Annotated in this window: 11 protein-coding genes; 4 read left to right on the top strand and 7 right to left on the bottom strand. The window is 44.1% G+C overall.

Annotated elements, in window-relative coordinates; genetic code table 11:
• Positions 1–19: 19 nt before the first annotated feature.
• On the top strand, positions 20–1,498 hold the full coding sequence (locus tag D0X99_RS15270; protein WP_119478718.1) for an amidohydrolase family protein: 1,479 nt from the start codon (positions 20–22) through the stop codon (positions 1,496–1,498).
• 14 nt (positions 1,499–1,512) lie between these two features.
• A complete protein-coding gene (locus tag D0X99_RS15265; RefSeq protein ID WP_233553737.1) occupies positions 1,513–2,226 on the top strand; it encodes an HAD family hydrolase in 714 nt (237 codons plus the stop codon).
• Between the two features lie 67 nt (positions 2,227–2,293).
• Here D0X99_RS15265 and D0X99_RS15260 read toward each other — a convergent pair whose 3' ends face one another.
• From D0X99_RS15260 to D0X99_RS15250, 3 genes are all read right to left on the bottom strand, one after another.
• On the bottom strand, positions 2,294–3,571 hold the full coding sequence (locus tag D0X99_RS15260; RefSeq protein ID WP_119478717.1) for a serine hydrolase domain-containing protein: 1,278 nt from the start codon (positions 3,569–3,571) through the stop codon (positions 2,294–2,296).
• A 94-nt stretch (positions 3,572–3,665) separates the two neighbouring features.
• Positions 3,666–5,168, bottom strand: a complete 1,503-nt coding sequence (locus tag D0X99_RS15255; protein WP_119478716.1) for a S1C family serine protease — start codon at positions 5,166–5,168, stop codon at positions 3,666–3,668.
• Positions 5,169–5,338: 170 nt separating this feature from the next.
• A complete protein-coding gene (locus D0X99_RS15250; RefSeq protein WP_119478874.1) occupies positions 5,339–5,767 on the bottom strand; it encodes an Hsp20/alpha crystallin family protein in 429 nt (142 codons plus the stop codon).
• A 222-nt stretch (positions 5,768–5,989) separates the two neighbouring features.
• On the opposite strand from D0X99_RS15250, the gene D0X99_RS15245 reads away from it, so the two are divergent.
• A complete protein-coding gene (locus D0X99_RS15245) occupies positions 5,990–8,476 on the top strand; it encodes a mechanosensitive ion channel family protein (protein ID WP_119478715.1) in 2,487 nt (828 codons plus the stop codon).
• Positions 8,477–8,517: 41 nt separating this feature from the next.
• Here D0X99_RS15245 and D0X99_RS15240 read toward each other — a convergent pair whose 3' ends face one another.
• Complete coding sequence (locus D0X99_RS15240; RefSeq protein ID WP_067545283.1) at positions 8,518–8,709, bottom strand: cold-shock protein; 192 nt, start codon at positions 8,707–8,709, stop codon at positions 8,518–8,520.
• 88 nt (positions 8,710–8,797) lie between these two features.
• On the opposite strand from D0X99_RS15240, the gene D0X99_RS15235 reads away from it, so the two are divergent.
• Positions 8,798–9,289: a SixA phosphatase family protein gene (locus D0X99_RS15235; protein ID WP_119478714.1), complete on the top strand. Its 492-nt coding sequence runs from the start codon at positions 8,798–8,800 to the stop codon at positions 9,287–9,289.
• On the opposite strand, the gene D0X99_RS15230 is transcribed toward D0X99_RS15235, so the two are convergent.
• The 3 genes from D0X99_RS15230 to lon form a co-directional block, all read right to left on the bottom strand.
• Positions 9,286–10,020: an SDR family NAD(P)-dependent oxidoreductase gene (locus D0X99_RS15230; protein WP_119478713.1), complete on the bottom strand. Its 735-nt coding sequence runs from the start codon at positions 10,018–10,020 to the stop codon at positions 9,286–9,288. The genes D0X99_RS15235 and D0X99_RS15230 overlap by 4 nt on opposite strands.
• Before the next feature lie 35 nt (positions 10,021–10,055).
• Positions 10,056–11,453, bottom strand: coding sequence for an ATP-dependent protease ATPase subunit HslU (gene hslU / locus D0X99_RS15225; RefSeq protein WP_119478712.1), 1,398 nt, complete (start codon positions 11,451–11,453; stop codon positions 10,056–10,058).
• A 93-nt stretch (positions 11,454–11,546) separates the two neighbouring features.
• On the bottom strand, positions 11,547–14,024 hold the full coding sequence (gene lon, locus D0X99_RS15220) for an endopeptidase La (RefSeq protein WP_119478711.1): 2,478 nt from the start codon (positions 14,022–14,024) through the stop codon (positions 11,547–11,549).
• Positions 14,025–14,165: the final 141 nt, after the last annotated feature.

Raw genomic sequence — 14,165 nt, 5'->3', positions numbered from 1 at the left:
TTTAAAACCTGCGGAAAAAATGAAGGCAACTCTTTCGGTATTTACAGCCCTTTTGCTGAGTATCAACTCTTTCGGTCAAACCAAAATCACCTATGACCTCGTCCTCTCCGGAGGAAGAGTAATCGACCCTGAGACTAAATTGGATGAAGTCCGGAATGTGGGAATCATCCAAAATCGGATTGCAGAAATCAGTTCGGAACCTCTTCAGGGGAAAGAAATTCTGGACGTTACCGGACTAGTCGTTGCGCCGGGGTTTATCGACCTTCATATTCATGGCAGAACCAATGTAGAACAAGAATACCAATTGCATGATGGAGTCACCACGGCATTAGAGTTGGAGTGGGGAATAGAAAATCTTGGGACTTGGTATGAGACACGAAAGTCCAAAGCATTGATCAATTATGGAGCAAGTGTCAACTGGCCCTTTGAAAGGTACCGGGGGATGGCAGGGCATGAAGCCGGATTAACCGCATTGGATTCCATCACAAAATCCGGAAATTCTCAAATTCCAAGCTTGAGCAACATTATTTCAAATTCCTTTTCAACAACCCCATCTCAAGAGGAATTCTTAAGCATGGTCAAGCACATCAAAGCTTCTCTTGCAGAAGGAGGTCTTGGAATTGGCGCTCCGATTGGATACTTGCCTCAAACTAAGCCTGAAGAATTTTATCGAGTATTTGAGCTTGCTGCTGAGATGGATGTCCCTGTTTTCGTCCATACGAGGCAACCTAACCTTATGACTATCCAAGAGGCTATTTCCAATGCCATGCTAACCAAGGCATCCCTGCATTTGGTTCATATCAATAGCATGTCCTTGGGAAATATTGGCCTCGCTTTGGAGCTGGTTCATAAAGCCCAAAGCCAAGGATTTGACATCACCACCGAGCTATATCCTTACACTGCTGCTTCGACCAGTTTGGAATCCGCCATGTTTGATCCTGGATGGCAGGTAAGAATGAACATCAGTTACCAAGACTTGCAATGGGTTGCAACGGGTGAACGGCTGACGGAAAAAACTTTTGATGAATATCGAAAAACTGGAGGTACGGTGATTATTCACATGATGAAACCAGAGTGGATCAATCAGGGAATTTCCTCTTCCGGGGTTTTGATCGGTTCAGACGGGATGAACTACGCCAAGCTGGCCCATCCTCGAACAGCAGGCACATTCTCAAGAGTATTGGGAAAGTATGTCAGAGAGGACAAAGTGATCGATTTGCTTACTGCTCTTGAAAAAATGACCTTACTTCCTGCTCGTCGACTGGAAAATATCGCTCCCATGATGCGCTTTAAGGGAAGAGTTCAAGTAGGAGCGGATGCTGACCTGACTATTTTTAATCCCAATACTGTCATCGACAAAGCTACCTTTGAAAAAGGATTGGCCTTTTCCGAAGGAATAGAATATGTATTGGTCAATGGAACGTTTGTATTAAGAAATGGAAAAACTGTTTCCGGCGTGATGCCTGGGCAACCCATTTATGGAAAATTTAAAAAGTAACAGATTCCATACAAGTGACTTACAAAAGCTTCAATAGCAGTCTTTTTTCGATCCAAAAAAGCATTCAAAACGTTCGGGCCATCCTATTTGACATGGATGGGACCTTGGTAGACAGCATTCCTTTTCATCAGGAGGCATGGCTCAGGTTTTTGGGAAATCATGGCATTCACCTTCGTCCGGAGGATTTTCATGCCCAAAACCATGGCAACTTGAATGAAATGATCAGAAGGTTTTTTCCACATGAAGCTTCCCGGGAAAAAAGATTGGAACTGGGAGAAGAAAAAGAAATCACCTTCAGAAAAATCTACCAACCTTTTCTGAAAGAAATTAACGGTTTGACTGCCTTCCTTGAAGCCCTGAAACACCATCAAATCAGTTGTCACCTGGCTACCATGGGAGACCAAAACAACATCAATTTCACTCTCGATGGCTTGCGAATCTGTCATTTTTTTGACACGATCACGGGAGGGCACGAAGTTCTGAAAGGCAAACCCGATCCGGAGATTTTTCTCAAGTCCATGGAAAAAGCAGGGGTGAACCCAGAATCCGCTTTGGCTTTTGAAGACTCGGGCGGAGGTATCCGTTCTGCCAAAGCTGCTGGCCTGCAAGTGATTGGAATTGCCACTACGCACAGCAAGAAGGAACTGCTTGAAATGGGGTGTATTGAAGCATTCTCTGATTTCGTTGAAGTCCTGGAAGAAATTAAAAAGCCAACGGTTCACAGCTGATAATCCGCTATGAACCGTTGGCTTGGATCAAATTTGGTAACGCTCCTACTTCCTCAATTTTTCAATCCTATTCAATCAGGGTAAACACCATCTGTCTAAATTTCCAACCCGTCTCATCACCATTTCCAGCCCCTGAAGTCTGTTTGAAAATCAACCCGATGATTCCGGTCTGAGGATCGGCAAAATACTGCGTGTTGAAGTAACCACCCCAGTCAAAGGTGCCCAAACTGCCGTTTCCACCGATCTGCACACCTTTTTGATCCACCAAACCAAAGGCCAATCCGTAATCTTTTCCTCCCTCACCCAGCAAGTCTCCAACCTGATTGGTCATGATAGTTTGAATGGTATGCGGACTCAGGATTCGCTTACCGTTATAGATTCCACCATTGAGGTACATCTGGAGGAATTTGGCATAATCTTCCGTAGTGCTGGAAAGTCCTGCTCCACCGGAAAAGAAGGTTTTTGCCCCAGTTTTGGGATAGGCAGGGTCATAGAAAGTCACCGGAAAGGAAACCCACTTGTTGTCCTTGCGGGTATGGACGGTCACCAACCTTGGAGCTTGGGCATCACTGAGGTAAAAACGGGTATCATTCATTCCCAGCGGATCAAAAATCCGGGTTTTCAAAAACTGGTCAAAAGGCATCCCGGATACAATTTCGATCAGGTATCCCAACACGTCCAGTCCTTCGCTGTAGGTATATTTTGCTCCCGGCTCGTGATGCAGGGGCAGTTTGGCGAGGCGTTTCACACTTTCTCCGATGGTGATATTTTCGGTGGTAAAGAGATCCATGACGCCGGCTTTGTGATAGATCATTTTCATCCGCTCATCTCCGTCAATCACCCCATACCCCAAACCGGATGTATGAGTCAACAGATGACGAATCGTAATTTCTTTTGAACTTGGTTTGGTGCTGTAAGTTGTATCTGCATAACGGAACGCATTCAGCACCTGAGGATTTTTGAACTCCGGGATGTATTTGGAAATCGGATCGTCCAGTCTGAATTTCCCTTCTTCCCACAGCATCATGATCGCAGTGGAAGTAATCGCCTTGGTCTGAGAAGCGATTCGGAAAATCGAGTTTTTCTCCATTGCCTTTCCGCTTTCCACATCAGAAAAGCCTTTGGCTGAATGATAAACAACCTGTCCGTTTTTCACTACCATGGCAACCAGTCCCGGTACCTGTTCCTTTTGGATCGCTTCTTCCAGCATGGCATCCAGTTTGGCAACTCTTTCCCGAGAAATTCCTGCGACGGGAGTTTTTCCGGGTAAGCTAAGGGTTTGGGAAAAGGACACCTGGATTACTGCCAAGAGGCCACCCAGAAAGAATAATATTTTTGACTTCATAGTGATTTTGGGTTTTAAGAAAGCTTAAAGTAGGAAAAAGAGGGCAATAAAAAAGCCGGCTCTCACCGGCTTTCCTAAGTATGCTATGGGAAAATTAATTTCCTCCGACTTCAAAATAATACTCCGTACCATCAGGGAACATACCCAGTACCACGATTTCTTCACCTTGGGTTTCCTCCAGGAAGTCAATCATTTCCTGAGCGCTGCTGATGCGGGTCCTTCCGCTGTCTGAGATGACCGAAGTGATGATGAATCCATTTCGTGCACCTGCTTTTCTCCAGGTTTCGTTTCCGATAGACTTGATGACAGCACCACCGCTGATTTCAAGTTGAGTCTTGGTTTGCTCCTTGACATCTTCAAACTGAAGGCCTTCAAAGGTGTAAGTTTTCGGCACCTCACGCTTCACGATGTTAGTGTCTCCGGAGAAGTTCTTGAGGGTGGCAGTAGTTTTGGAAGTCTTCCCATCACGGATGTATTCGACATCAATCTTGTCTCCTGGGCGCTTTCTGGCCACAAGTTCCTGAAGGTTGGCCACGTTGTTCACAGGCTTTCCATCAATTCCGATGATGATATCCCCTTCCTTCAGTCCAGCTTCCTGACCGGCAGAATTTTCATTTACACTGCCCACATAGACTCCTTGCTCAACTGGGAATTTTTTGTCCAGGTAATCTGCCAATTCAGGACTTACATTTTGAATTTGAACTCCCAAAAGACCCCTCTGAACTGCTCCGTACTTCATGAGGTCATCCATTACTTTTTTCACCAAGGTGCTAGGCACTGCGAAAGAATAGCCTGCAAAAGTACCGGTATTGGAAGCGATGGCGGTGTTGATACCGATCAGTTCACCGGCAAGGTTAACCAAAGCACCACCTGAGTTACCGGGATTGACCACCGCATCAGTCTGAAGGAAAGATTCGATCTGAAGGTTGTTTTCCACCCCTCTCAAAATCCCAATGTTCCTTGCTTTCGCGGAAATAATCCCAGCTGTAACGGTGGAATTCAGGTTGAATGGATTGCCTACAGCAAGCACCCATTCACCGATTTTGGTATTGTCGGAATCTCCGAACCTCACAAATGGAAGATCAGTGGCTTCAATCTTCAACAAAGCCAAATCGGTAGTAGGGTCAGTACCAATTACCGTTGCTTCATACCGTTTATTGTTTTCCAGTGAAATGTCAATTTTAGTAGCCCCGTCCACCACGTGGTTATTTGTCACGATGTAACCGTCTGAAGAGATAATCACACCCGAGCCTGAACTCACAGGCATGTCACCACCTGGTCTTCCCTGTCCGTCTCTTGGGTCAGGAAATCCAAAAAACTCTTCAATTGGATCTCGTTCAGATTTAGGAGTGTAGGCCACTTGGCTGTTAACGTGAACCACTGCAGGTGTTACTGCCTGTGCAGAAGCCACAAAATTGATCCCGTCAGGAATCGTGAAATTTTCCCCGGAAAGCATGTTGACGAAGCTTGCTTGCTGCTTTTCGTCAAATCCACCGGCACTCTGAGGCTTGATCAGAAAACTCACACCCGCCAAAGCCACCATCCCACCGATCAAGGCAGCGAGAAGCATACCCAGAAAGAACTGTTTCTTGCTCATAAATTTTTCTGATTTCTATTTTTTCCCAGTACAAATTTTCAAAGTTATAGACTCATTTCGAAACCACTTGGGTTAGTCTATCCGTCCAAATTAACAAGATTTAACCGCTTTTTTGGGACTCTAAAGGGTATAACAAAAATAAATGAAGAGTGGGTTTCCCCACTCTCCGATTACTTTACCTCAATAGTCGCTTTGTTGACTTTCTTTTCCCTTTTTGGAAGGACCAATTTGAGAACTCCATCCTCATAGGTCGCCTCGGTTTTGTCCTCGATTACATCTTCCGGAATGAAAAAAGACCTTCTGAAAGCGCCATACTGGGTCTCTAAACTGTGGAAGTTTTTGCCTTCTTTTTTCTCTTCCATTTTTCGCTCTCCGGAGATAGTGAGCTTTCCGTCTACGAGTTCGATTTTGAAGTCGGACTTCTTCACTCCGGGCACGGCTACATGGATTTCATAGGACTTCTCATCCTCTGCGATATCCACTGCCGGATTAAACTGCTTCAATGCAGCACCGAAAGAATCGTTGAAGAACCGGTCAAGCATTCCGCTGAATGTAGCCGGAACCTGAGGGTCGAGTTGGTTGTATCTTACAAGTTTCATAGTAGAAGTTGGTTTAAATGATCTATTCTCCATTCTAGAAAATTCCATTCCAGTCGAATTTTTCGGTCTTTTTGTCTCAAAAATGAATCTCCAAAACCCAATTTTCAGCCAAATTGACCGAAAACTTATTTTTTTCATCCCAGAGTTGACAAAAATCATGAACCGACCCTCACCTACAATACTGGATAAAATCCCTATTTTTCGTTGGATTTCTAATGCTCAATGAAAAAGTATTTCCCGTTTCTTGTCTCTTTCCTCTTTCTGGTTTCATCCTTGGGATTTGGTCAGGATTCCCTTCCGATCAGAAAAATTGACAGCCTGCTGATTTCGGCAAAAGACAGTTTGATCATCATGGATTCGACCCTGATTGGACCTGAACTTTCGCAGCAATTGCTCACTCCATCTCTCGAGGAACTCATCAAAAAAGGCCGGACCTACAGCCTTATGGCCCATGAAATCATGATGGAGCTTCAGGAAAGCATGGATACTACCCGCCTTGCGGAGGAGATTCCAAGCATGCAGCAAACCGTTACTGCCATTCGAGAGAGGACAAAAAATCCAAACACACAGTTTAATTTCCGCTATGTCAATGCTCTTTTACGGATTTTAAAAGCTACCGAAGAAAACAATCAGGAACTTGATGTGCTGGTCCAGAAAAGATTGGATCGCTTGAATGACTTGGACAGTTTGCTCAAGACCGTCAAAAACGATCAGTTTTTCAAATACAAAATCCGGGACACCCTGCTCCTTCCGATGTATTCAGATGAAATTTTTCACCTTAAAGAAAACCTCCATATTCTGGACAGCACGATTTATAAGCAGGAATTACAGGCAGCCCGATACCAGTCCCAACTGAGTAATATTACAACCGGTATCAGGGAGCTTAGACGGTACGTGGATATCAATAAATCGCAATTGGAAAAGAATCTCTTCAAAAAGGAGATAAACTTCATTTGGGAGTCTTATTCAATTCCTTCCCCAAAGTCAATTTTTCAAATTACAATCGAATCGATTAAGCTCAATTACCTGTTTTTGGTAAGGCAGCTTAAAACTGACCTTTTCATCACTTATCTAGCCCTGATTATTCTAATTGGCGGTTTTTTACTGGTCTACCGGACACTGAAAAGTATTCGAAGTGACAAAGAGTTTGGAAGTATTATTCTAAGCAGGATAAAGTACCTCGACAAAAGACCTTTCGCTTCAGTCATGGTGGCTTTGCTCCCCTTGGTCTTCTACATGTTTGACACAGGCTCGATTGCCCTACTCACATTTTTCATGTACCTGTTGGTCTTTTTCTCATCGTTTTTGATCTATAACGCTTTTCCGATTCGTGTTTTTATAAAATGGATGATCTTAGTGGTCATTTTTATCTTTTTCACGATCAGCAACCTTTACTGGGAAATAGCCTATCAAGAACGGATGTATTTCCAGATCGGAAATATCCTTACCCTGATTATTCTGTCTCAAATCCCTAAAAAATTCACCTCTGACGATCCTAGTGAGGTTACCTTCTTAAAAAGGCTTCGGATTTTGACCATGATTTTATTGACTGCTGGCATCCTTTCCAACATACTCGGAAGATATAGTCTTGCCAAAATCCTGAGTATAACCGGTTTGGTAAGTTTTGTCTATGCGGTCACTTTGTATTTCTTCATTAAAGTGATCATGGAGATCATTTACATAATCGTTGAAAACAAAAAAGAAGTAGACTCCTTCACCTCGTACATTGATTTTAAGGGGATTCAGGAACGAATCAGAGGTGTGTTCCTTTTCTTGGCCTTTCTTTTTTGGACAGTAATATTGCTTCATAATCTTTCACTCAGTGAGTATGTCTATACCGGACTGGAAGAATTTCTAAGTAAAGAAAGGACTCTTGGAGCTGCCAGTTTTACCTTCAGCAGTATTTTACTGTTTGCGTCTTTGGTTTTTGTCTCCTATATCCTCGCAAATAATATTGCGTACTTCGCTTCGATTAAAGATCAGAAAAATTCCAATGACCGAACCAAAAAACTGGGGAGTTCTGTACTACTGATCCGATTGGCCATTCTGACCCTCGGGTTTATTATCGCAGCCACTGCAGCACAAATTCCTTTGGATAAAATCACCATTGTTCTCGGGGCACTCTCTGTAGGTATTGGCTTTGGTCTTCAAACTATCATCAATAATCTTGTTTCAGGGGTTATTCTTGCATTTGAACGACCCATTCAGATCGGTGACGATATTGAGGTGGGCAACATGAGCGGACAAGTCAAAGAAGTTGGCATACGCGCCAGCAAAATCCTTTCTTATGACGGTGCTGAGGTCGTAATTCCCAACGGGGATTTGCTTTCCCAGAGTCTTATCAACTGGACTCTTTCGGATAAAAGAAGACGGATTGAACTCAATATCGGTGTGGCCTACGATTCAGACATGAAGCTGGTCCGACAAATTCTTGAAAAAGCTTTGGATCGGGATCGAATCCTCAAAGTCCCTCCACCGAGAATTTTGATGCAGAAATTCAATGACAGTTCGGTGGATTTCAGACTTCTGTTCTGGATAGAATCGATGGATATTTTTCTGGAAATGAGAAATGAGGTTATGACAGCCATTTTTGATGCTTTCCAGGAAAACGGAATAGAAATACCATTTCCCAAAAGAGACCTTTACATTAAGAGTCTCCCTGAGGAAATGCAAAAACCCACTGAAAACAAAAAATCCCCTGAAAATTGATTTCAGGGGATAATTTACACTAAAACATTCTCTTGAATTTCTTAGGCCTTTTTGACGTTGATGGCGTTGGGTCCTTTTTTACCATCTTTGATGTCGTAGGTAACTTTGTCATTTTGAGCGACTTTGTCAACTAACCCAGTAGCGTGTACGAATACATCTCCCTGAGTTTCGTCATCAACGATAAATCCGAAACCTTTGGCTTCATTGTAAAATTTTACTGTTCCGGTAAACATAATGAATTGTGATAAATTGTAATTGAAAGTGCGTTAAAAGTAAATATTTGATTGAAAAAAACAAAATAATCGTTTTTTTTCGACGAAAATGAAGAAAATTATTTTGATCAGACATGCAAAGTCCTCGTGGGATAATCCCTGGCTTAGCGATCATGACCGCCCATTAGCGGAACGGGGAATAAATGATGCGCCAAAAATGGCCAAAAGACTCAAAAAAAGAGGGATTAAGCCAGATTTGATCCTCAGTTCAACTGCTTTGCGGGCTTCAGAAACCGCCAAAATCACGGCTAAAGAACTGGGTTATTCGATCGATGATATAGTTTGGGAAAAAAACCTGTTTCATGGTTCACCCAATACCATTTTAAAATACATCCACATGCAAAAGGATTCCAAAAACACAATCCTTGTTTTTGGTCACAATCCGGGCTTTAATGAATTGATCAATTTTTTAGGGGGTGATATTGAAAATCTTCCTACCTGTGGACAGTTTGGATTTAAGCTAAAATCTGAAAAATGGGCTGATCTCAAACCCGAAAAAGCCGAGGTTTGGTTTTTTGACTTCCCAAAAAAGAAGGATTAAGGCAATTTAAAATTTCTAACATCCTGAAGAACCTCCGGGAAAAGCTCCGAATGGGTCAATAGGTAAAAAATCTTTTCAGCAACCTCGGCAGCTGAACTCAGCTGATTTGATTCTTTATAGCTTTTGAATCGATCCAAGGCAGGGAAATCCGATTCGTCCGCCGCTCTGATTTCAGCCTGCATTTCTGTATCGACTATACCCGGAGCCAATGAAAAAACCCGAAATCCACTGTCGCTCAATTCTTTGGCTGCCACCTGAGAAAACATAGCCAAACCAGCCTTGCTACTACAATACTCTCCCCAACCAGCAAGTGGCTTATGCGCCGCACCCGAGCTGATGTTGCAGATCACCTTTCTTCCTTTTACCTCTGAATACGCCTTGGCAAATGCATTGGTGAGTATCATGGGAGCCAATAAATTGAGATTCATCACCTGTCGGATTCCTTTTGGATGAAGCTTACCCACAGGCTTGACTTCTCCGATCCAACCGGCATTGTTGACCAGCATCACCTCATCAAAGTCTCCGGTAGGAAAAATTTTGGATAGGTGGGCCTCCAGTCCCGCCAAGTCACTCAAGTCCAAATGCACTTCTGTTAAGTTGGGATGCTGAATCTCCAAACCGGTCCTGGATATAGCTATGATCTGGGTATTTTCAAGAGATAAAAATCGTTCCAAAATTGCATTGCCCAGGCCTTTGGTATGCCCTGTGAGAATGAGAAGAGATTTTTTCATTGCACGAAAAAAGGCACCGAAGTGCCTTAAATTAATTACAGAATATACTGAGAAAGGTCTCTGTTTTTGACCAATGTGCTCAGCCTTTCCAAAACCATTTCCTTGGTCACCATGATCTTGGAATTTGCCTGAATCACATCCGGCACCTCAAAGAGAAAGTCATTCAGCAAGTGACTCATCACCGTATGCAATCTCCTTGCTCCGATATTTTCCACTTCCTGGTTGATCAGAAAAGCCAGTCGGGCGATCTCCTCAATCGCATCATCGGTGAAGTCCAACTGAACTTCCTCCGCCTCAAACAGTGCTTGATACTGTTTGGTCAGCGCATTTTTTGGTTCGCGAAGGATTCGTGAAAAATCCTCCTGTGTCAGACTTTGCAACTCCACCCGAATCGGGAACCGACCCTGAAGTTCCGGGATCAAATCGGAGGGTTTGCTAACATGAAATGCCCCAGCTGCAATGAACAGAACGTGATCGGTATTGACTACTCCGTACTTGGTATTGACAGCGGATCCCTCCACAATCGGTAACAAATCCCGCTGAACTCCTTCACGGCTGACGTCAGGTCCACCACCACCTTTTCCGGATTTAGAAGCAATTTTATCAATCTCGTCGATAAAGATGATTCCATTATTTTCTGCGAGTTTGATTGCTTCTTCTTTGACTTCGTCAAAATCGACCAACTTCGAGGTCTCTTCTTCCAATAGCACTTTTCGAGCCTCGGCAATACTGAGTTTTCGCTTTTTTGTCTTTTTCGGCATCATGCCGGAGATCATATCCTGAAGACCTGCCATGCTGGCATCGTCGATCATACCGTTACCGATCATCCCGATTCCCACCGGAGAAGCGGCTTTGACATTGATTTCAATCTTCCGGTCGTCCAACTCCCCGTTTCGGAGCTTCTCCCGAAACCGCTCTCTTGTCCGCTCATTGAGTTCAGCATCAGAATTGGGTTCGGATTCTCCTTCGGGATTGAACGATACAGGCCGGGTAAATCCAGCGCTTTTGACAGGAGGGATGAGAATATCCAGGATAATTTCCTCCACTGATTCGGCAGCTTTTGCCTTGACGGATTCGTTTTTGACTTCGCGAACGAGGTGAACAGATTGCTCCACCAGATCGCGAACCATACTTTCCACATCCCGACCAACGTACCCGACTTCGGTAAATTTGGATGCCTCCACTTTGGTAAACGGTGCTTGGGCAATTTTTGCCAAACGACGGGCGATTTCGGTCTTACCGACACCGGTACTTCCGATCATCAGGATATTATTGGGCACGATGTCCTTTTGGATATCGGACTTTACCATCATTCGCCGGATGCGGTTTCGCAGGGCAATTGCCACGTTACGCTTGGCATCTTTTTGTCCGATAATGTATTTGTCCAACTCTTCGACAATCTGTCTGGGAGTGAGTGATTCGATTTGATTCATGGTAATTGTTGTGGTATTGGTCTTGAAACTGGTTTAGGTTTCCAAAAGATTTAAAAGGCTTCCTTTTTTCTGAGGAAGCCTTTTCTCGTGTTCTTATTCCGCTGGTTTGGTTTCCGGAGAAAAAGTGAATTTCAGTGGTTTGTCGACTTTGGACTGAGTCAAAGCGATTTTCAACACTTCATCCACCCGATCCACAAAGTGAAATTCGATTCCTTTTACATATTGAGGATCGATTTCCTCGATGTCCCGAAGGTTCTTTTTGCAAAGGATGATCTCTTTTATTCCTGCACGTTTTGCAGCAAGAATTTTTTCCTTGATCCCACCCACAGGCATTACTTTCCCGATCAAACTGATCTCTCCTGTCATAGCCACTTTGGCTTTTACCTTTCGTTGCGTATAAACTGAGGCCATTGCGGTCAGCATGGTGATCCCTGCAGATGGACCATCCTTAGGCACTGCACCGGCAGGTACGTGAATGTGAAGATCATATTGATCAAAAACCCGATGGTCAATTCCAAGCGTTTCCGCTTTGGATTTTAGGTAAGAAAGTGCGGTCATCGCTGACTCTTTCATTACATCACCAAGCTGACCTGACAAAGTCAACTTACCTCTGCCTCTGCTCAAGCTGGATTCAATAAACAGGATCTCGCCGCCGACGCTGGTCCAGGCCAGGCCTGTTACAACTCCAGCCACACTGTTATCCTGATAGGTTTCCTTGTCAAATATCTCGGCACCTAGGATCTTGCGAACCGCTTCGGCTGTAATTTTATGATCGTATTCCTCCTCCATGGCAATGGATTTGGCAATGTTTCGCACCACTTTTCCGATTGCTCGTTCCAGACTTCTGACGCCTGATTCGCGGGTATAATCCTCGATGATTTTAACCAAAGCCGCCTTGTCAAAATTGATGTCTTTGGCTTTCAATCCATGTTCTTTCCTTTGCTTTGGTACCAGGTGACGCTTAGCGATTTCCAGCTTTTCTTCCTGGGTATATCCCGTCACCTCGATGATTTCCATTCGGTCACGGAGAGCCGGCTGGATGGTATCCAGGGAGTTGGCAGTAGCAATAAAGAGCACTTTGCTCAGGTCATATTCCACTTCCAGGTAATTGTCCAGAAAGGTGCTGTTTTGCTCAGGATCAAGAACTTCCAAAAAAGCAGAGGAAGGATCACCTCTGAAATCTGAGGAAAGCTTATCAATCTCATCCAGTACAAATACCGGATTGGAGATCTTCACTTTTTTCATGTTCTGGATGATCTTACCTGGCATCGCACCTACGTAGGTCTTACGGTGACCACGGATTTCGGCCTCATCATGCAGTCCCCCTAAAGACATTCGAATGTATTTTCTTCCCAAGGCTGCAGCGATGGACTTTCCGAGGGAAGTTTTACCCACTCCCGGAGGGCCATAAAGGCAAAGAATCGGACCTTTGAGGTCGTTTTTCAGCTTGAGTACTGCAAGGTATTCGATGATTCGGTCCTTCACTTTTTCCAAACCGAAGTGATCCGAATCCAAAATGGCCCGTGCGTGCTTCAGGTCAAAATTATCCTGGGTGAACTCGTTCCAAGGCAACTCCACCATCGTTTCGGCATAGTTGAGCGCAATTGGGTATTCCGCTGCGGAAGGGTTGATCCGAAGAATTTTGTCCAGCTCTTTTTCGAAGTGCTTTTTCACTTCTTTTGGCCAGTTTTTCTTTTCTCCCCGAGCTCTTAGATCCTCCACTTCCTTCTCCGGGCCCTCCTCACCAAGCTCATTCTGCAGGACTTTCATCTGCTGACGGAGAAAATAATCCCGCTGCTGCTGATCGATATCGGTATGAACCTTCTTCTGAATCTCTGACTTCAACTCCAGCATCTGGATGTCTTTCATCATGAGTTCGAGCAAAAGCGTAGCCCGTTCCACCCCATCGTTGATTTCTAACAGCCGCTGCTTGGTTTCAACCGGAGCATTGATGTTGGAAGAAAGAAAATGAGTCAGGAATGGAGTATTGTCAATGTTGTCCAAAGCCACCTGAGCCTCACGTGGAATCTCTGGATTCAGATGTAGAATTTTGGTAGCGGCATCTTTGAGGGACTCTTCCAAGGCTTTGATTTTCTTGGAATTCTTAGGGAAATTTTCATCCAGGTAATCCACCTTAGCCATGAAATATGGATCATCGGTGACCTGTTCACGGATTTTGAACCTCTTTTTGCCCTGAATGATGATCGTGGTATTTCCATCCGGAAGCACGATCATTTTGATGATTTTGGCCAAAGTACCCACCTGATAGATATCCTCCCAAGCCGGATCATCATTGTTGGGATTGATCTGGGCGCATACACCAATAAGTTTATCGCCTTTGTGAGCTTTTTTCACGAGGCGGATGGATCGCTGTCTACCTACTGTAATGGGAATAACTACCCCCGGAAAAAGGACGGTATTGCGAACAGAAAGAATGGGAATGTCTTCACCAAAGGTCTCCTTGCCTTGATCTTCCTCTTCCTCATCGGTAATCAGTTGGATCAGATCACCTTCACCGGCATAGTCACCGTTCATAAGGTTTTGGAATAAAGAATTTTCGAATTGGTTCATATAGACAGAATGACAGCCGGGCTGTCAGAGAATAGCTAAAATAAAAGAAGAACCTTCTAAATACGAAGGTTCTTCCAATTAAGTCAAGGTCAGTGCCAAAAGGGGATTGGGTCAAATTGGCAGGCTTATTAAATAATTTTA

It is taken from the genome of Algoriphagus lacus (genome assembly GCF_003583985.1).
GTDB lineage: Bacteria > Bacteroidota > Bacteroidia > Cytophagales > Cyclobacteriaceae > Algoriphagus > Algoriphagus lacus.
The sequence above is the reverse complement of the archived record's forward strand: the minus strand, read 5'-3'. Positions and strand labels throughout refer to the sequence as shown.